13 protein-coding genes and 1 pseudogene are annotated in these 17,353 nt (G+C 46.2%); 8 read left to right on the top strand and 6 right to left on the bottom strand.

The features are described from left to right. Positions 1 to 35: 35 nt before the first annotated feature. From NL646_RS06500 to NL646_RS06480, 5 genes are all read right to left on the bottom strand, one after another. The gene (locus NL646_RS06500; protein ID WP_253664011.1) at positions 36 to 1,619 is read right to left on the bottom strand and encodes a S41 family peptidase; all 1,584 of its coding nucleotides are present in this window, start codon (positions 1,617 to 1,619) and stop codon (positions 36 to 38) included. A gap of 294 nt (positions 1,620 to 1,913) precedes the next feature. Continuing rightward, the gene (locus tag NL646_RS06495; RefSeq protein WP_253664010.1) at positions 1,914 to 2,678 is read right to left on the bottom strand and encodes a transcriptional regulator; all 765 of its coding nucleotides are present in this window, start codon (positions 2,676 to 2,678) and stop codon (positions 1,914 to 1,916) included. Positions 2,679 to 2,702: 24 nt separating this feature from the next. Continuing rightward, positions 2,703 to 3,377, bottom strand: coding sequence for a GntR family transcriptional regulator (locus NL646_RS06490; RefSeq protein ID WP_005480641.1), 675 nt, complete (start codon positions 3,375 to 3,377; stop codon positions 2,703 to 2,705). A 167-nt stretch (positions 3,378 to 3,544) separates the two neighbouring features. Beyond that, the gene (locus NL646_RS06485) at positions 3,545 to 5,071 is read right to left on the bottom strand and encodes an aldehyde dehydrogenase (NADP(+)) (protein WP_253664009.1); all 1,527 of its coding nucleotides are present in this window, start codon (positions 5,069 to 5,071) and stop codon (positions 3,545 to 3,547) included. An 18-nt stretch (positions 5,072 to 5,089) separates the two neighbouring features. Further along, positions 5,090 to 6,091, bottom strand: a complete 1,002-nt coding sequence (locus NL646_RS06480; RefSeq protein WP_253664008.1) for a 4-hydroxyproline epimerase — start codon at positions 6,089 to 6,091, stop codon at positions 5,090 to 5,092. A gap of 110 nt (positions 6,092 to 6,201) precedes the next feature. Between NL646_RS06480 and NL646_RS06475 the strand changes: the two genes are divergently transcribed. The 7 genes and pseudogenes from NL646_RS06475 to NL646_RS06445 all read left to right on the top strand — a co-directional run bounded on the left by NL646_RS06475 (position 6,202) and on the right by NL646_RS06445 (position 14,001). Next, entirely contained in the window at positions 6,202 to 7,458 is a 1,257-nt protein-coding gene (locus NL646_RS06475) for an FAD-binding oxidoreductase (RefSeq protein WP_133281127.1), read from the top strand. A gap of 122 nt (positions 7,459 to 7,580) precedes the next feature. After that, a complete protein-coding gene (locus NL646_RS06470) occupies positions 7,581 to 8,654 on the top strand; it encodes a polyamine ABC transporter substrate-binding protein (RefSeq protein WP_005486727.1) in 1,074 nt (357 codons plus the stop codon). A gap of 80 nt (positions 8,655 to 8,734) precedes the next feature. After that, on the top strand, positions 8,735 to 9,709 hold the full coding sequence (locus NL646_RS06465) for an ornithine cyclodeaminase family protein (RefSeq protein WP_253664007.1): 975 nt from the start codon (positions 8,735 to 8,737) through the stop codon (positions 9,707 to 9,709). Between the two features lie 56 nt (positions 9,710 to 9,765). After that, positions 9,766 to 10,680 carry a dihydrodipicolinate synthase family protein gene (locus NL646_RS06460; RefSeq protein WP_005454899.1) on the top strand — a complete coding sequence of 305 codons (915 nt, stop codon included), beginning with the start codon at positions 9,766 to 9,768 and terminating at the stop codon, positions 10,678 to 10,680. Between the two features lie 72 nt (positions 10,681 to 10,752). Next, positions 10,753 to 11,873 (top strand): annotated as a pseudogene (locus NL646_RS06455) (ABC transporter ATP-binding protein). Further along, positions 11,870 to 13,150 (top strand): ABC transporter permease, encoded by a 1,281-nt coding sequence (locus NL646_RS06450; RefSeq protein WP_253664006.1) that lies wholly within the window; start codon positions 11,870 to 11,872, stop codon positions 13,148 to 13,150. Before NL646_RS06455 ends, NL646_RS06450 begins: the two are co-directional and overlap by 4 nt. A gap of 2 nt (positions 13,151 to 13,152) precedes the next feature. Continuing rightward, on the top strand, positions 13,153 to 14,001 hold the full coding sequence (locus NL646_RS06445; RefSeq protein WP_031854223.1) for an ABC transporter permease: 849 nt from the start codon (positions 13,153 to 13,155) through the stop codon (positions 13,999 to 14,001). Between the two features lie 108 nt (positions 14,002 to 14,109). On the opposite strand, the gene NL646_RS06440 is transcribed toward NL646_RS06445, so the two are convergent. Continuing rightward, positions 14,110 to 14,550 (bottom strand): hypothetical protein, encoded by a 441-nt coding sequence (locus NL646_RS06440; protein ID WP_029805018.1) that lies wholly within the window; start codon positions 14,548 to 14,550, stop codon positions 14,110 to 14,112. 307 nt (positions 14,551 to 14,857) lie between these two features. Here NL646_RS06440 and NL646_RS06435 point away from each other — a divergent pair, with 307 nt between their 5' ends. Then, positions 14,858 to 17,302: a collagenase gene (locus NL646_RS06435; RefSeq protein WP_253664005.1), complete on the top strand. Its 2,445-nt coding sequence runs from the start codon at positions 14,858 to 14,860 to the stop codon at positions 17,300 to 17,302. Positions 17,303 to 17,353 lie beyond the last annotated feature (51 nt).

Below are 17,353 nucleotides of genomic sequence, written 5' to 3'. Positions count from 1 at the left end.
AAGCACAAAGTCTTATAGCTGTTGCGCGCCTTGATCTAGTTGATCTCAACATGTATAGCCTCTGTTCTTAGTGGTGAACGGTGATCCTTAAGTGCTGGAGAGTCGCTGTTAAGTGGCATTGTGTTGAAACTCGCAGGCGACACTTGTGGACAAGTTCCTGTATCCATGTAGTTGAGTGCGGCAGATAGCATGCGCTCGGATGTATCGCCTAGCGGCTTCGTTAAGTCGTCATCTACCCAACAACCTTCAACTCGATTATCTAAACCAAGGTTGCTGCTAATTTGGCTCTTAGGTGTTGGAACAAAACCGTCGGCAAAGTCGCCAAATTGTTTTTCGTTCGCAGATTTAAACTGAATGGTGTAGTACATGGTGCCACAGTTCTGCTCGGGTGCGAATCCATAAGGTTTACCCATTGTGGTTGAGCCAATTTGGATAACATTAACATCAATACCGCGCAGTGCATTCATCAGTAATTCACTTGAAGAGGCAGTACCGCCAGAGGTCAGCACATAAACTTGCTGCTTGCCTAGAGTAGGCAACATTTGGTCTGAGAACTTGCCTGCTGCCCAGTCGATGGCTACGTTAGTAAATGGGTATATATTGTCGCCATTAGGTATGGTTTTCATGATCTTATCGTTGTGAATAAGCTCACTAAAGACACGATTTTTATCCGCGCCGCTGAGCATGTATCCAACTTGAGAAGATTGCAGCACTAAACCGCCGCCGTTGTATCGTAAATCGATAACAATTTCATCAACCTGAGCTTCTGCCAATTTATTAAAGGCGTTAATGAGCGGTGTTTGTGCACTTGGCTCGAACGAGTTGTATTGCAGGTAACCGACTTTTTTACCGTTGTGCTCGATGACTTTCGCATTACGAACCGGAGAAGTCGCAACATCTGCGGCTTTCAGTATTACTGACTTTCTGAATCCATCTACGGTTTCAAATGTAAACGAATACTCTTTATTTATTTCTGGACTAAATAGCGTGGTATTAATCGTGTTAATTTCTGCGTTGTTTGAAGTATTAACCACATCGATTGAGCCAATCTTTATTAACTTATCTCCACGAACAATACCGTTTAATGCGGCTGGAGAGTTGTCTTCCGTATAAGAAATACGAACGTCTCGAGGCTCTGTCGCTTGAATGAACGACCAATTAAATCCAAACCCAGCAACCAATCCCGATTGTGAGGATTTCATTTCATCTTCATAAGGAATAGCGAAGTGAAAGCGATCTTTCGTTTTTCCCGTTGCGGTTGTTTCAGAAGTCACGAGTGAGTGGAAATAAGCGATGACACTACTGTAAAAGCTTGGGTTTCTATCCGGTACTTCATCGTACCAAAGGTAGGTTTCATTGGTAAAAGCACGTAAAAAGAGTTTTTCTTGCAACGCTGAACCTGCTTTGTCTGGGTATGGTTGGTAACCCGCGTACGGATCTAAGCCCGTTCTTGGCGTTTCACATCGGTTGGCAAATTCGTTAGAGGTTTTACTGTAATCGCCTTGCGTCCATGCCGAATTGGTTGACGTATTGATGGATGGAGAAGCGCCGTCGCCACCACCACAGCCTTGTAATAACGCTAGAGTAACTGCCGTTGCAATAGAATACTGAAATTTCATATTTGTATGTCCCTACAAGTGATGATTTTATAATTATTTAATCTGCTTATTTTTATTTCCTTAGCATTGATGAATGTATAAATTTCAACTGTTTATGCGCAAATTTATATTTAAATATTGTGATAGGTTTAACGGAAGGTAGGTTAGTGTTTTAGCAGTATATTTATATGTGGATATTTAAATGACGTGTTTTAACAGAATTTAATGTCAATTAAATGGGTTGGTTTGACCAAGTATACTGACTTGTTCAATTTATTTTAAGTTTGGAATTAATATTGGTATGTGCGATTTAATTTAAACACGTTGATTGAGCTGAGAAACATACTTTAATAAATCCCCATCAATATTAGGTAATCCGTCAGAGAAAAATATTTGTGTTCCTGGAGTGCAACGCATTAAAACGTTAGTTAACTCGCCATCTTGGTTGGAGGTATTGAGCGCATTGAATTTGACCAGCTTATTGTAAACATCATCTTCTAACTGCAATCGCTGCGCTTCGGTCAGACGAATACGACCAATACAAATACCGGGGCTGACTTCATGCGAAAGTGATTCTTTCTGAAAACGTTCACGAAATAGAGAGTCGAGATCTGAGCCTTCTTCCATCAAAAATCGGCGGCCGGAGCGATAAAACAAACCATCACCTAAATCTTCCACATAACCGAGAATCTCAGCAATGCGGAGATAAAAACGCAGGCTTGTCTCTGTTAGGTTGTACATTTCCGCAATCTTTTTCGGCTCAAGATTTCGAGATGTCACCATATAGATGAAGTCGAGGAGGTAGGGGTGTTCGAGAAAGAGTGCACTTTGTTCATCCGTCAGCATTTGTTCGTTTTCATGCTGGAGTTGATTGGCTAAATTGGTTAGCTCGATGAGGTCAGTATTTAGGTAGTTTAGGTAGAGGAGAATTTTATCCAATCCGAGAGAGGGATTGTGAAGGTGTCGTTTAATACTCGAGAGAGGAATGCCACTTTTCTCTGATAAAGAGCTGTAACACAGCCCTTCATCTTTTATTTTTTGTCGCAGCGCCGCCAACAGAAATTTAGGTCCAACATTCATCCGTGATACCCCTAAGTTATCTGTTTAGTTATTTGGGCTCTGTCTTTCTAACAGCAAGTTACGAATAGCTGTACCTGCTTCTAGAATGTGTTTTTTCAACAGATATTTTGCGCCATCAATATCTCTGTTCTGGCACATTTCAAACAAGGTCAAATGTTCTTGTTCCGCTTTTTTAATGCCTGTGGTGAATAACAACTGCATACGAATGTAGCGATCGCATTTGGTATTTAAGTTGTAAATCACATCCATGGTTTCTGGCATGTTGGCAGGTGCGTATAACGCTTTGTGGAATTCGTAGTTATAGTTACTCCATTCTTCCACTTCGTCGCCACTATTTACCACCGCTTCGAAACGTTCACGAACTTCACGAGCGCGTTCTAGATCTTCATCCGTCATGTTTTGAATCGCACGTTCCAGAATGTGGCATTCCACAACCGCACGCAGTTCAAATAGCTCATCGATTTTATCTGGAGACAGTTCAGTCACTGTCGCGCCTTTATGTGGCTCGAAACTGACTAAACCCTGCGCTTCCAATTGTACTAGTGCTTCACGCACAGGAATTCGGCTGACATTGAACTCTTTTGCTAACGCATCCTGACGTAAAGGCTGACCAGTTTTTAACTCGCCCTTCAGGATCTGAGTTCGAATTGCTTCTTCAACGAGCTGAGTACGCGTCTTAAAAACAGGTTTTTGTGACATTGAAGGCTCCCCTCAAAAATAAATATTGTATCCAATCCATTTAACTCTAGTAGTTTATTGTTTTTCCGGCTTAAGCCAACTACGAAATAAAGTTTTGAGAAGTAGAGTGAATTAAAAGGCACCAACTGGTGCCTTTTTGAACCATTTAGCTAAGTGTATGTTGCCTGTTATGACGTTTTACCGTCGATAGCGCGTTGGATGTTTAACGGGTTAGACGTTTTTAATGAATCGGGCAACAAGCTTTCTGGCAACGCTTGGTAAGCGACCGGGCGTAACCAACGGTGAATGGCCTCTGCTCCGACAGAGGTTGATGCCGCATGGGTCGACGCAGGATACGGCCCACCATGAACCATCGCATAACCAACCTCTACGCCAGTTGGCCAGCCATTGAACACTAGGCGTCCGGCAATTTCTTCCAGGCATGGAATCAACTGCTCAGCGAGTGGGGCATCTGTTTCAGTCGCGTGGATGGTAGCAGTGAGGGTGCCGCTCAGTGTTTCACTTAGATCGAGTAAGTCCTCGAAGTCCTTACAGACAACAATCACTGATTGAGGGCCGAAAATCTCTTCTTCCCATTTTGGGTTTGTGCGCCAGTTTTGGCTGTCGGTGACAAACAGCGCAGAGGCGACATTTGGAGAGTCAGCCTGAGAGTAAGTCACGTTAATACCCTGATCAGCGGCCCGCTTGACGACTTCGTTCTCATAGGTTTCTCGGATACCTTGAGTGAGAAGCGTAGAAGGGGACTGTTGACGAATCAAAGCCTGAGCGGTTTCGATAAAGGCTTGTGTTTCTGGAGTATTCAACGCGAACACTACTCCCGGTTTTGTACAAAACTGGCCGCAACCCATGGTCATTGATGCGACAAACTGCTCTGCAAGTGAAGCGTTGTTCTTCATCGCTTCTGGGAGAATAAAGGTTGGGTTAATGGCGCCGAGTTCTCCATAAAAAGGGATCGGCTCAGGTCTCTGTTGAGCAAGGTTGAATAAGGCACGCCCTCCACTAACTGAGCCTGTGAACCCAACGGCTTTAATCTTTGGATGTGTCACTAACGCTTGGCCAAGTTCACGTTTGTTACCTTGAAGCAAAGTAAAAATAGCTGAAGGCAGGTCTTCTTTGTTCAGTGCGTTTTCAATACATTCGGCGACGATTTGGCTCGTTCCCGGATGCGCGGTATGACCTTTAACAATAACCGGACAGCCAGCCGCAAGTGCAGATGCGGTATCGCCACCCGCGGCTGAGAATGCCAGCGGAAAGTTCGAAGCACCAAAGATGGCGACAGGGCCAATGGCAATTTGTTGGCGACGAATGTCAGGCTTTGGTAGAGGTTGGCGTTCAGGATTTGGCGTATCGAAGATGGCTTGATGATAACTGCCAGATTTTACAACCTCTGCGAACAATCGTAGCTGGTTAGCCGTTCTGCCGACTTCTCCCTCTAAACGTGCCTGTGGAAGCGCTGTTTCTAAATGCGCACACGCGACAATATCTTCACGTCTTGCTTCTAACTCTGACGCAATAGAGCAGAGTAGGTTGGCGCGCTTTTCGTTGCTGAGTCGGCGAAAACTGCGTGCAACTTTGTCTGCTGCTTCTGCAGCTTGGTTAACTTCCATCTCTCCATGGACGGGAAACGGCGTCGTTAATCGTTCACCGGTAAAGGCGTTGGTGGCGTAAAACACCTGTGAGTTTTGCGAATTCATTGTTCTTCCTTACTGTCCTTATTTCACTTCAAATCCGTACGCGTACGGGTCTTCGTCATCGACCCAAATGGTGTTGTGGCCATACACTTGTGCCCAACCTTCAATGCTCGGCAAAATCGCCGTTTGCCCGTTTACTTCGGTGATACCCTCAATACGGCCGTTAAATAGGCTGCCGATGATGCTTTCATGCACGAAATCTTCGCCTGATTTGAGTTTTCCCTTCGCATGCCATTGCGCCATGCGTGCGCTCGTGCCGGTTCCACATGGCGATCGGTCGAGCGCTTTATCGCCATAAAAAACGGCATTGCGAGCCGTTGCGCCGTCTTGCGTTGGTTTCCCTGTCCAAAGTACATGGGAAACGCCGCAAACCGTGGGATCATTTGGATGGATGCATTCCACTGCATTAGAAACGGCGGTGCGCACTTTGGGGGAGAGCATTAAAATCTCATCAGGGGAGTAGTGTTCGAGTCCCGCATAATTTTCTTGTGGATCAACAATGACGTAGTAGTTGCCGCCATAAGCGACATCTATCGTGATTTCTCCTAAACCTTCGATTTCAACCGTGACATCTTGATGCGCAAGATAAGCTGGAACATTAAAAATTTTTACTGACGTGACCTTGTCACCTTTGGTTTGGTAGCGGACTTCTATTTGGCCGGCTGGCACGTCGAGGATCAAACGGCCTTCTTCTTTCGGCGTAATCAAACGATTTTCGATGGCGGTGGTCACTGTACCAATAGTGCCGTGTCCACACATAGGCAGGCAGCCGCTGGTTTCAATAAAAAGGATGGAAGCATCTGCATTGTCGCTGCAAGGCGGTAAAACAACGGAGCCCGACATCATTGAATGGCCACGCGGTTCAAACATCAGTGCTTGTCGAATCCAATCATAATGCTCTAAGAAATACTGACGCTTTTCACTCATCGTGTTGCCCTCAAGTGGTGGAACACCACCAGCCACCAATCTCACTGGGTTTCCACAGGTATGGGCATCGATACAGAAAAAGGTTCCTTGTCTCATTTTTCTCTCCTTGCTGAAGAAATGGGTTGAATCGAACGAGCTTGATGTTATCGTAATGTAAAATATATTGTATACAATCTGCTTTTTCAAATGTGACTTGGAGCATATTCATGTTGGGTAAGGAAGAACTCAGAAATCAAAGCATCGCGGTTATAGGGGCGGGAATCATCGGTTTGTCGATTGGCTTAAAACTGCAACAGCAGGGGTATCGCGTCACCATTTTTGATCCGAATGGAGTGGGCAATGGGTGCTCGAAAGGTAATGCCGGGCACATCGCGACCGAGCAAGTTTTTCCTCTTGCCACGCCGGCCTTGATCCCTCAATTACCCAAGATGTTATTGAGTTCGACAAGTCCAGTTTCTATTCGTTGGCAAGACTTGCCCAATACCGTCGGTTGGATGATGCGCTTTTTATTGAAAGCCAAACCTTCAGCGGCAAAAGCTTCCACGCAGGCGATAACAAGCCTTAACACGCGAGCCGTTCAGAGTTGGAATCTGTTATTAGATTCGATCGGAAAAAGTGGGCTGATTAAGATGGATGGTTCACTGCTGACGTTTGAAAGCGAAAGCTTGTTTGAAGGTTATCAAAGTACGCTTGATGCGTTAGCGGAACAAGGTGTTCGGTTCGAGCTTTGGACGCAAAACGAAATCCGACGTCGGTTTCCTGAACTCAGCAAAAAGGTTCGGTTTGGCGTCTTTTTTCCAGAAACAGGACATACAATAAACCCTTATGCACTCTGCGTTGAGCTAAGTAGTGCATTTGAAAAACTCGGAGGTTCACTTGTCCATGAAGAAGTAGACGCAGTAAGTAAAAACGGCGATGTCTTGGTCAATACTCAGCGAATGTCTTTTGACAAAATTGTGGTCGCAGCGGGTGTTCATTCTAAAGCTTTGGTTCGCCAGTTAACCGGTGTGAATGTCCCGATACAAGCTGAGCGAGGCTACCATCTCATGATGAATGACAAGCGTGAGTCATTGCCGTTTCCTATCAGTTCTGCGGACAGAAAGTTCATTATGACGCCCATGTCTGAAGGCTTACGTTTGGCGGGAACGGTCGAGTATGCCGATGTGAAATCGCCACCAAACATGAAGCGCGCAGAGATGTTGTATCAGCAGGGGAACGCGATGTTTGAGTCCGGTTTAAATCCGTTGAAACAGCAGGAAAAGTGGATGGGAAATCGACCTTCAACAATCGACTCGTTGCCGGTAATCGACCAGTGTTTTAATGGCAAGGTATTACTGGCATTTGGTCATCAGCACTTGGGATTGACTCAAGCGGCGATCACTGCAGACCTAATCTCTGAGCTCGTTGCAGATAAGCCAACATCGGTGAATATTGCGCCGTTCACACTACAGCGATTTGCCTAAAAAATTTTAAAATTAAATATTGTATAAAATATATTTAATGCTAATGTTAACGAAAATTTAACAAATGTGGTGTCCAACAGCCGTAACGGATACCTCCAGAAAAACAACCAAAGGAGTAAACCATGTCACGAATGACGAAAACACCACTGGTGATGTTGATTTCAGGAATGCTGTTGGGTACCTCGGCATACGCTGAAGATAAACTAACGGTCGTCTCATGGGGTGGCGCGTTCACCAAAAGCCAAGTAGAGGCTTACCACAAACCATTCATCCAAAAGACTGGTGTTGAGATCGTATCGGAGGATTTCAGTGGCGGTTTGGCGGAGATTAAAGCGCAAGTAGAAGCAAACAACGTGCGTTGGGATTTGGTCTCGCTGGATAAACCAGACATTGTTCGAGGCTGCGCGGAAGGGCTTTTGGAACCCGTCAACCCCAGTATTCTGCCTCCCGGCGCTGACGGGACACCAGCAAAAGAGGATTTTATCGATGGGGCGATCCACGAGTGTGCGATTAACACCATCGTCGTATCGACCGTCTTAGCGGTGAACGAGGATGCTTTCAAAGGTAAAGCGGCACCAACCAAGTTGACGGACCTTTTTGATTTAACAAACTTTCCCGGTCGACGAGCACTACAAAAGCAACCTCAAGGTAACCTTGAATGGGCATTATTGGCCGATGGCGTTAAACCTGACGAAGTTTACCGCCTACTAGAAACTGAAGAGGGGCGAGCACGTGCCTTTGCCAAACTCGACACCATCAAACCGCAAGTGCTTTGGTGGACGACAGGTGCGCAGCCACCACAAATGTTGGCAGACAAAGAAGTGGTAATCGCGTCTGCTTTCAATGGCCGGATACACAACGCGCGTAAAGATGAAGGCCAACCATTTCGCATCATTTGGGATCATCAAATGGGTTATATGAACGGCTGGGCTATTCCTAAAGGAAGTGCGAATACCAAACTTGCCCTCGATTTCATCGCTTTTTCTTCGGGTACTAAGCCTTTGGCAGATCAAGCTAAATACGTCGCGTATGGCCCAACTCGTAAGTCTTCTTCCGCAGAAGTAAGCCCAGAGATTCTGGCGAACCTGCCGACTGCGCCTCAGAACTTTAAAACGGCGTTTTTGATTAACGACGAATGGTGGTCTGATTATGCCGATGAGTTGAATGAAGAGTTCAATACTTGGCTGCTTAATTAGGCGTTAACTGTAGGGGTTTATTTATCGATTGATGAGTTAAACCCCAAATTGGAACTCAACGTACCTATTTTGGAGAAGTGATGAAAGTCATCGATGCACAACAAGTCGCGCAAAGTTTGAGTATGCACTCTTTGATTGAAACCATGCGAGACATCTATGCACAGCCTGCCACGATTCCGCAGCGCAGAGTGATGTCATTAGAAGAGGGAAAGTATGAAGCTTTTGCTTTACTGCCTGCATGGAACCAAGAACTGATTGCCGTTAAGGCATTTACTTACTTTCCTGAGAATCCCCTGCAAGGTAAAGATACTTTGGCATCTAAGTTGTTGGTCTTCAAACGCGGAGATGGTGAACCTATCGCGCTGGTGGACGGTAAAGTCTTAACTTTTTGGCGTACAGCTGCCGCATCTGCTTTAGCCGCCGATTACTTAGCGCGCAAAAATGCCTCCCGCTTGTTGATTTGTGGTACTGGCAACTTAGCCCCTTATTTTGCGTGGGCTTACGCAGCGATTCGACCACTCAAACAAGTTTATGTTTGGGGACGAAACCCAGAAAAGGCTGCCTCAACGGTGGATCAGATTCTGTCTTCCTCTGAATATCAATCACTGCCAGAAGAGCGCCAGTTCTCTGTGTCTGTGGTCGAAAACGTTGAGCAAGTGATTGATCAAGTCGACATCATCAGTTGCATTACTGCGTCTGATCAGCCTTTGTTTAATGGCTCTGATGTGCAGTCAGGAACACACATTGATCTGGTCGGTAATCACGACTTAGACAAGCGTGAATGCGATTCTGTCTCGGTACAAAGAGCGAATGTGTATGTCGACAGTCGCATTAATGTGTTGGCGGAAGCGGGAGATTTGCTGATCCCAATACAAGAGGGGGTATTCACACCTGAAGACATTTATGGGGAGTTGCCTGAGCTTTGCGCTCAGCAAGTGCAAGGGCGTCAAAGTGACGAGGTGATTACCTTATATAAATCGGTTGGCAGTGCATTGGCTGATTTAGCCGCAGTAAAAGCGGTGTTGTTAAAACATGGCGTTGAAAGCCAAATTTGAGCATTTTCGCTCGTCTTTATAAATTGCATACAATATACATAAAGGAAAGGAAGTTCATGAAAGTAGATTGGAAAGGTGTTTATCCGGCGGTCAGTACGCAGTTTCGTCAAGATCAGTCCATTGACCTAGACGCAACACAAACCGTTATCGATAACCAAATTAAAGATGGTGTGAACGGCATTATTTGCCTTGGTACGGTAGGTGAGAACTGCGCGCTATATCCGGAAGAAAAGCGTCAGGTGCTACAAGCTGCCAAAGAAGTGGTTAATGGTCGTGTTCCTCTTATTGCTGGTACGGCAGAGTCAATTACCACAGCGGCTATCGATTACATGCAAGACGCGCACAAAATTGGTATCGACGGTTGTATGGTGATGCCTGCGATGGTTTACCGCACGTCTGAAAGCGAAACATATGATTACTACCGCACGCTGGCAGAAGCGACACCAGAGATGCCTATCATGATTTACAACAACCCTGTTGCGTACGGCGTCGATGTAAATCTCGATATCATGGCGAAGCTGGCTGAGTTTGACAGCATTGTTGCAATCAAAGAGTCGACTACCGACACGCGTCGTATCACTGAGCTTTACAACAAGTTCGATGATCGTTTTACCGTGTTCAGCGGTGTTGATGATATTGCGCTTGAGTCGCTGATGTTAGGAGCGACAGGCTGGATTTCTGGCTTAACCAATGCGTTCCCAGAAGAATCCGTTGCAATTTACAAGCTGGCGAGCCAAGGCCGTTATGCAGAAGCGTTAGAAATTTACCGTTGGTTCTTACCGCTGCTGCGTCTCGACACCATTCCTACGCTGGTTCAATGCATTAAGCTTGCTGAACAAGTGTGTGGCCGTGGTTCAGAGCAAGTTCGTGCACCGCGCCAACTGCTTAAAGGTGAGGAGCGTCAACAAGTGATCCAGATGGTGGAGCACGCGCTTGCTACCCGCTTAGACCTATCAAAATACAATCTGTAATTGAGCTAGTGAGTAGGGCGCTTTGTGGCGCTCTACTTATTTTCGCTATACAAAAATGAACGGAGGGATGCCATGAGCACAGCAAACAAGGATTATGTGAGCTTTCAACATGTTAAGAAAACCTACGACGGTGCAAACTTGGTGGTTAAAGACTTCAACTTAGACATCGCACCCGGAGAGTTTGTCACCATGTTGGGGCCTTCTGGATCAGGCAAAACAACGTGTCTGATGATGCTGGCGGGTTTTGAAACGGCAACGGGCGGGGAGATTTACATTGATGGCGTTCCGGTAAACAATCTCGCGCCACATAAACGCGACATCGGAATGGTATTTCAAAACTACGCGCTGTTTCCTCACATGACGATTGCGGAGAACCTCGCTTTTCCTCTAAAAGTGCGCAAGCTCGATAATCAAACCATTCAAAATAAAGTACAGAGCGCACTGGACATGGTCGAGTTGGGACACGTTGCCAGTCGTTACCCAAAGCAGTTATCTGGCGGGCAGCAACAACGTGTCGCGTTGGCAAGGGCACTTGTGTTTGAACCTAAACTCGTCCTGATGGATGAGCCTTTGGGCGCGTTGGACAAACAACTTCGTGAGCAAATGCAGATGGAGATTAAACACCTGCATGAAAAGCTCGGCATTACGATTTTGTATGTCACGCATGACCAAGATGAAGCGCTCACTATGTCTGACCGAATCGCAGTTTTTAATCAAGGCGAAGTGCAGCAACTTGCCCCGCCAACGGAACTGTATGAATCTCCGAGTAACGCGTTCGTCGCTCAGTTTATTGGTGAAAATAATCAGCTTTCGGGTGTGGTAAAAGAGTGGCAATCAGAGCGATGCCAAGTCCAGGTCGGCCCCGCTCACTTCGTTGCCAAACCGGTTCGAGTGACCCAAAACGGCGAGCGCACCACCTTGTCTATTCGACCAGAGAAAATTTCCATTCAACCTGATGACGAATCGTGTGATAACCAAATTGAAGGCGTGCTGCGTGAGCTAATTTATCACGGTGATCATTATCGGTTAGTGGTTGACGTTGAACTGGTTGGTCAGTTTGTTGTGAAAGTGCCAACGACAACCGAACGCATCTGAACCTTATTCCGGGAACGGTGTGTCGAATTGGGTGGCAAAGTACAGATTGCCATGCGCTAGATGCGATTCAACCAGAAACCGAAGAGGTGGCGGCATGAGTCGAGAGCTAACCTCGTTAGATTCGGTGCTGGAAATCGAACGACATGTGAATTACCAACAGAGCGATCTCAGAGCCCAACTGCAAAAAGCGGAGCGCAATAAAAACCTACGCTCAATCATGCTGACGTTGCCGTTGGTGTGCTTTATTTTGCTCACATTTGCGTTTCCTATTTTAGAAATGCTTTATCGCAGTGTCGACAACCGAGATATTCCGCAGGCCTTGCCGAAAACAATCCAAGCGTTAGCGCATTGGGATTATCAAGGATTGCCAGATTCCGAAGTGGTAGAAGCATTTTCGGTTGAGCTGCTGGCACTGTATGAGACCAAAGCCCTGCCTAAAATCGCCAATCGCATGAACATAGAAGTCTCTGGCATGCGCAGTTTGATGATGAAAACGGGACGAAAATTGTCTCGTTTAGAAGTGCTTCCTACGTCAATAAAAGAACTGAGTAGGCTCGATAAACGCTGGGCGGATGCAAAATATTGGATTGCTTTTAAGAACCTGAGCGGTGCGATAACCGTCAACCATTACCTTGCGGCATTGGATATGCAGGTGAACGAAATGGGCGAGATTGAAGCGCAACCAGAAAAACGGCAGATCTACGTTGACCTTTTCTTTAAAACCTTTTGGATGTCGATCTTAATTACCGTGATTTGTTTGTTGATGGCTTATCCCGTGGCGTATCTGTTAGCAAACTTACCAGACAAACGCGCCAACTTGCTGTTGATTGTGGTGCTACTGCCTTTTTGGACGTCACTATTGGTCCGTACGACCTCTTGGATTGTGTTGTTGCAAAATCAGGGGGTGATTAATGATTTATTGATTTGGTCTGGATTAACGTCTGAGCGAATTCAGATGATACACAATACCTTTGGTACGGTTGTTTCTATGGTACACATCTTATTGCCTTTTATGATTCTGCCGCTCTACAGTGTAATGAAAGGCATCAGTCCAACGTATTTCCGCGCCGCTCGTTCCTTAGGGGCGACCCCTCTTGTTGCATTCGTCAAAGTCTACATGCCGCTTACTTTACCGGGTATTGGCGCTGGAGCGTTGCTCACGTTCATTCTTTCGATTGGTTTTTACATTACGCCGGCACTTGTGGGTGGAAGGAGTGGGCAAATGATCTCCAATATGATTGCGTACCACATGCAAACCTCGCTCAACTGGGGAATGGCGGGGGCCTTAGGTGGGCTGCTTTTGTTTGTCGTGCTCGCGCTGTTTTATGTGTTTAACCGTGTGGTTGGCATAAATAACATTAAGGTAGGAGGATAACCATGGCACTACCAAACTACGCTTCAAAAAGTGAGAGAATGGCTTACGCAGGCTACTTGGTATTTTGTGGACTGGTGCTGTTCTTTCTCATTGCGCCTATTCTGACAATCATCCCCTTGTCGTTTAATGCCACCCCTTATTTTACGTTTACAGAAGGTATGCTGAACTTGGACGCAGACGCCTATTCTGTACGCTGGTATCAAGAAATGTTCACCAATGAGCAGTGGTTATTGGCACTCAAAAACAGCACGTTTATTGCGCTCATGGCTACCTTGATCGCGACGGGTTTGGGTACGTTAGCCGCATTGGGACTAGCCAACAGCAATTTGCCGTTTAGAAATGCCATTATGGCGTTGCTGATCTCTCCAATGATTGTGCCTGTGATTATTTCTGCCGCTGCGATGTATTTTTTCTACACTCGGTTGGGTTTATCTCAGACGTATTTTGGCATCATCTTAGCGCATGCCGCGCTAGGTACGTCTTTTGTCGTGATCACTGTGAGCGCGACGCTGAGTGGTTTTGATCAAAGCCTCGTCAAAGCGGCGGCCAGTTTGGGCGCAAATCCGGTTTATACCTTTAGGCACGTAACTTTTCCGTTGATCCGTCCCGGTATGATTTCCGGTGGATTGTTTGCGTTTGGCACGTCGTTTGATGAAGTGGTCGTGGCGTTGTTTTTAACGGGCGCAGAACAAAAAACCGTCCCAAGGCAGATGTGGTCAGGGATCCGAGAACAAATCAGCCCGACAATTTTGGCTGTTGCGACCTTGCTGATTTTTATGTCCGTGTGTTTGCTCGTGACATTGGAGATCTTACGCAGACGCAATGTCCGTATTCGTGGGATTCAAGAATAAATAAGCCTTTTTCGGTTGCTCAGAGCTTTCTCGTCCAGGAATTACTCACCCTTTGACCGAACGCGCCTCCTTGTGGGCGCTTTTTTACGTCTGCGGCTCGATAGGGGGCTATTTGATTTGTTGAATTTCTATTCCCGCTTGCTCAAAACGGGTGAATACAGGCCTGTGATGCTGCTGATACCAGCTCGCTGGCATGTTAGGTTTAAGTTGTAGCTTCTCCTGTTTGCTGATCACCACATAGTGCAAAAACGCGTTAAGCGTAGCCGTCATTACATCACACGTCATCTCTCCATCTTTACTGATGGCTTTGAGCAAACCAACCACGGTTTCTTCAGGAACTAAAGGCTCAATAACCGCCTGTTTACGAGTTTTAAGGCTGATAGAGGCTGGCAACACATCACGGGCTGTTTCCCAACAAACCTTGTTGTTTTTATTTACTAAATTGTTTTTATAGCAGTAGTAACTGAATAAAAAACGGGACACGTTTTGCCAGCGTTGCGTTTGGATTTCTAACCACAGGTGCTGAAGTTCGATATCGGCATCGGTCATAGATTTCATTCTAAATATGTTGGGAGAGCGATAGTGTAGCTTGGTTTTTTCATAACGCCAAAATCCTTCGTTGTGGCGTCTTTAAGTGCTAGTTCATCAAAGTCTATTGAGCAAATCGATTTTAATAAAGTTCGTAGTGTGGCGAATTGGGTACTAAAAAGTGATACCGCTAAATTTGTTTGTTAATGAATTGTTTATTTTAAAGCTCATTCAGATTTATATGAGGGTGCTCTTCGTTGTGAAAAGAGCACGAAGTGATGTCACGTGGTATCGGCATTTAAGGAACACATTATATAGAAGAACAAAGATGGAACTGAAAACCCTCAGCGTCGCGATTGCGGCAACCCTGAGCAGCACTGCTGCGTTCGCAATGAGCGAGCCAGTAGCGCAAGTCACAGAGAAAGTTGAACATCATCAGCACGAACATGGTGTAGAAACGGCGCAGCCTGAGTATGCACCGACAGAATTGTTACCACAGCTACCGAAACAGACCTTACGTACGCGGGCAACCCAATCGGTTGAAGCGGCAAGCGTGGTTTGTGACGTAGAATTGTTCACAACCACCAACAGCAACGACTTGATCAGCGCGATAAAAACTCAAGGTGCAAGTTGCATCAACGAACTGTTCTCTGCTCAAAGCCGAGTGCAAGAAGCGGCGTTTGATTCTGACCACATGTACAACGTGGCAAAGCATACGGTGACTTTGGCGAAAGCCTATACTGGCGGCGGTAGTGATGAGCTTGAAGCCTTGTACTTGTATTTGCGCGCTGGCTATTACGCCGAGTTTTACAACAACAATATCTCGTTTGTTTCTTGGGTCACGCCCGCAGTGCAAGAGGCGGTAGACGCGTTTGTAAACAACGCTAATTTTTACGAAAACAGCGACCCGCACGGCAAGGTATTAAGTGAAGTGATCATCACGATGGACAGTGCGGGGCTGCAACACGCTTATTTACCGCAAGTGACGGAGTGGCTGACGCGCTGGAATGACCAATACGCTCAAAACTGGTACATGCGCAACGCGGTGAATGGGGTGTTTACCATCTTATTCGGCGGTCAGTGGAATGACCAATATTTGCAAATCATCGGTAACCAAGCCGAACTTGCAAAAGCATTGGGCGACTTTGCGTTGAGAGAGTCCTCGATAGGAGCGAGCGACGAGTTTATGGTGGCAAATGCGGGTCGCGAATTGGGGCGTCTGACCAAATATTCGGGCAGCGCTGCCACAACGGTGAGTAGCAAGTTAAAAGATATTTTTGCTCGCTACGAGATGTATGGAAAAGGGGATGCCGTTTGGCTTGCTGCTGCGGATACGGTCTCGTACTACGCCGAATGCAGCGAGTACGGAATTTGTGATTTCGAAACCAAGCTCAAAGGTTTGGTGTTATCGCAAACCTACACTTGTAGCCCAACCATCCGTATTTTGTCGCAAAACATGACGCAAGAGCAGCATGTGGCCGCTTGTAGCAAAATGGGTTACGAAGAAGGGTATTTTCATCAATCTTTGGAAACAGGCGAGCAGCCAGTCGCTGATGATCATAATACACAGCTTCAAGTGAATATTTTTGATTCCAGTGACGACTACGGTAAATACGCGGGGCCAATCTTTGATATCAGTACCAACAACGGCGGCATGTACCTTGAGGGTGATCCGTCCAAGCCGGGCAATATTCCTAACTTTGTCGCTTATGAAGCGTCTTATGCGAACCCTGACCATTTTGTTTGGAACTTAGAACATGAATACGTGCATTACCTAGATGGCCGATTCGACCTTTATGGCGGTTTTGGTCATCCAACTGAAAAGGTAGTGTGGTGGAGTGAAGGCATTGCAGAATACATCGCAAACGAAAAAGACAATCAAGCGGCGTTAGATACGATTCGAGACGGCTCAACTTACACCTTGAGCGAGGTTTTTGAAACCACATACGATGGCTTTGATGTTGACCGAATTTATCGCTGGGGCTATCTGGCCGTTCGATTTATGTTCGAGCGACATAAAGATGATGTAAACCAAATGCTGGTGGAAACACGCCAAGGTAATTGGAGCAATTACAAGACGACCATCAATCAATGGGCAAACCTATACCAGAGCGAGTTTGAACAGTGGCAACAGTCATTGGTTTCAGGTGGCGCTCCTAATGCAGTAATAACCGCAAACAATGAGGGAAAAGTCGGTGAAAGCATTACATTCAGCAGTGAGAACAGTACGGATACAGACGGGCAAATCGTCAGTGTGTTGTGGGACTTCGGTGATGGCACGACCAGCACACAAACCCAGCCGACGCACCAATATGGGAGTGAAGGTCAGTACACGGTCAGTTTAACAGTGACAGATAATGACGGTTTGACAGCTACCGCGACCCACGATGTGACGGTTGCGGCGACTGGCGGTAGTAGTACGCTTCCGCAAGATTGCGCGGTACAAAGCAAAGTGAGTGGTGGTCGTTTAAATGCTGGAGAGCCTGTCTGTTTGTCAAATCAGCAAACCATTTGGCTGAGTGTGCTTGCAGTTAATGAACATGCGAACATTGCTATCTCAACTGGCAATGGCACGGGTGACCTCAAAATTGAATACAGCAACCTAGGCTGGCCAGATGGTTCAAACCTACATGGTTGGTCAGACAATGCTGGTAACAAAGAGTGCATAACCGTTTCAAACCAAGTCAATTATTGGGGCTATATCAAAGTCTCTGGCAGTTTTGAAAATGCCGCGATTGTTGTAGATTTTGACACGGAAGCTTGCCGAGAGTAACGCGCATTTTGACACAAATAAACGCCCTGTCATATTGGCAGGGCGTTTTTG

The organism is Vibrio sp. Y20_XG_PY13, from assembly GCF_024181925.1.
Taxonomy (GTDB): Bacteria; Pseudomonadota; Gammaproteobacteria; order Enterobacterales; family Vibrionaceae; genus Vibrio; species Vibrio parahaemolyticus.
The sequence above is the reverse complement of the archived record's forward strand: the minus strand, read 5'-3'. Positions and strand labels throughout refer to the sequence as shown.

What these genes read in the sequence shown, in the direction of transcription:
- NL646_RS06500 (WP_253664011.1), bottom strand. Translation starts at nt 1,619, where the DNA reads ATGAAATTTCAGTATTCTATTGCAACGGCAGTTACTCTAGCGTTATTA.
- NL646_RS06495 (WP_253664010.1), bottom strand. Translation starts at nt 2,678, where the DNA reads ATGAATGTTGGACCTAAATTTCTGTTGGCGGCGCTGCGACAAAAAATA.
- NL646_RS06490 (WP_005480641.1), bottom strand. Translation starts at nt 3,377, where the DNA reads ATGTCACAAAAACCTGTTTTTAAGACGCGTACTCAGCTCGTTGAAGAA.
- NL646_RS06485 (WP_253664009.1), bottom strand. Translation starts at nt 5,071, where the DNA reads ATGAATTCGCAAAACTCACAGGTGTTTTACGCCACCAACGCCTTTACC.
- NL646_RS06480 (WP_253664008.1), bottom strand. Translation starts at nt 6,091, where the DNA reads ATGAGACAAGGAACCTTTTTCTGTATCGATGCCCATACCTGTGGAAAC.
- NL646_RS06475 (WP_133281127.1), top strand. Translation starts at nt 6,202, where the DNA reads ATGTTGGGTAAGGAAGAACTCAGAAATCAAAGCATCGCGGTTATAGGG.
- NL646_RS06470 (WP_005486727.1), top strand. Translation starts at nt 7,581, where the DNA reads ATGTCACGAATGACGAAAACACCACTGGTGATGTTGATTTCAGGAATG.
- NL646_RS06465 (WP_253664007.1), top strand. Translation starts at nt 8,735, where the DNA reads ATGAAAGTCATCGATGCACAACAAGTCGCGCAAAGTTTGAGTATGCAC.
- NL646_RS06460 (WP_005454899.1), top strand. Translation starts at nt 9,766, where the DNA reads ATGAAAGTAGATTGGAAAGGTGTTTATCCGGCGGTCAGTACGCAGTTT.
- NL646_RS06450 (WP_253664006.1), top strand. Translation starts at nt 11,870, where the DNA reads ATGAGTCGAGAGCTAACCTCGTTAGATTCGGTGCTGGAAATCGAACGA.
- NL646_RS06445 (WP_031854223.1), top strand. Translation starts at nt 13,153, where the DNA reads ATGGCACTACCAAACTACGCTTCAAAAAGTGAGAGAATGGCTTACGCA.
- NL646_RS06440 (WP_029805018.1), bottom strand. Translation starts at nt 14,550, where the DNA reads ATGACCGATGCCGATATCGAACTTCAGCACCTGTGGTTAGAAATCCAA.
- NL646_RS06435 (WP_253664005.1), top strand. Translation starts at nt 14,858, where the DNA reads ATGGAACTGAAAACCCTCAGCGTCGCGATTGCGGCAACCCTGAGCAGC.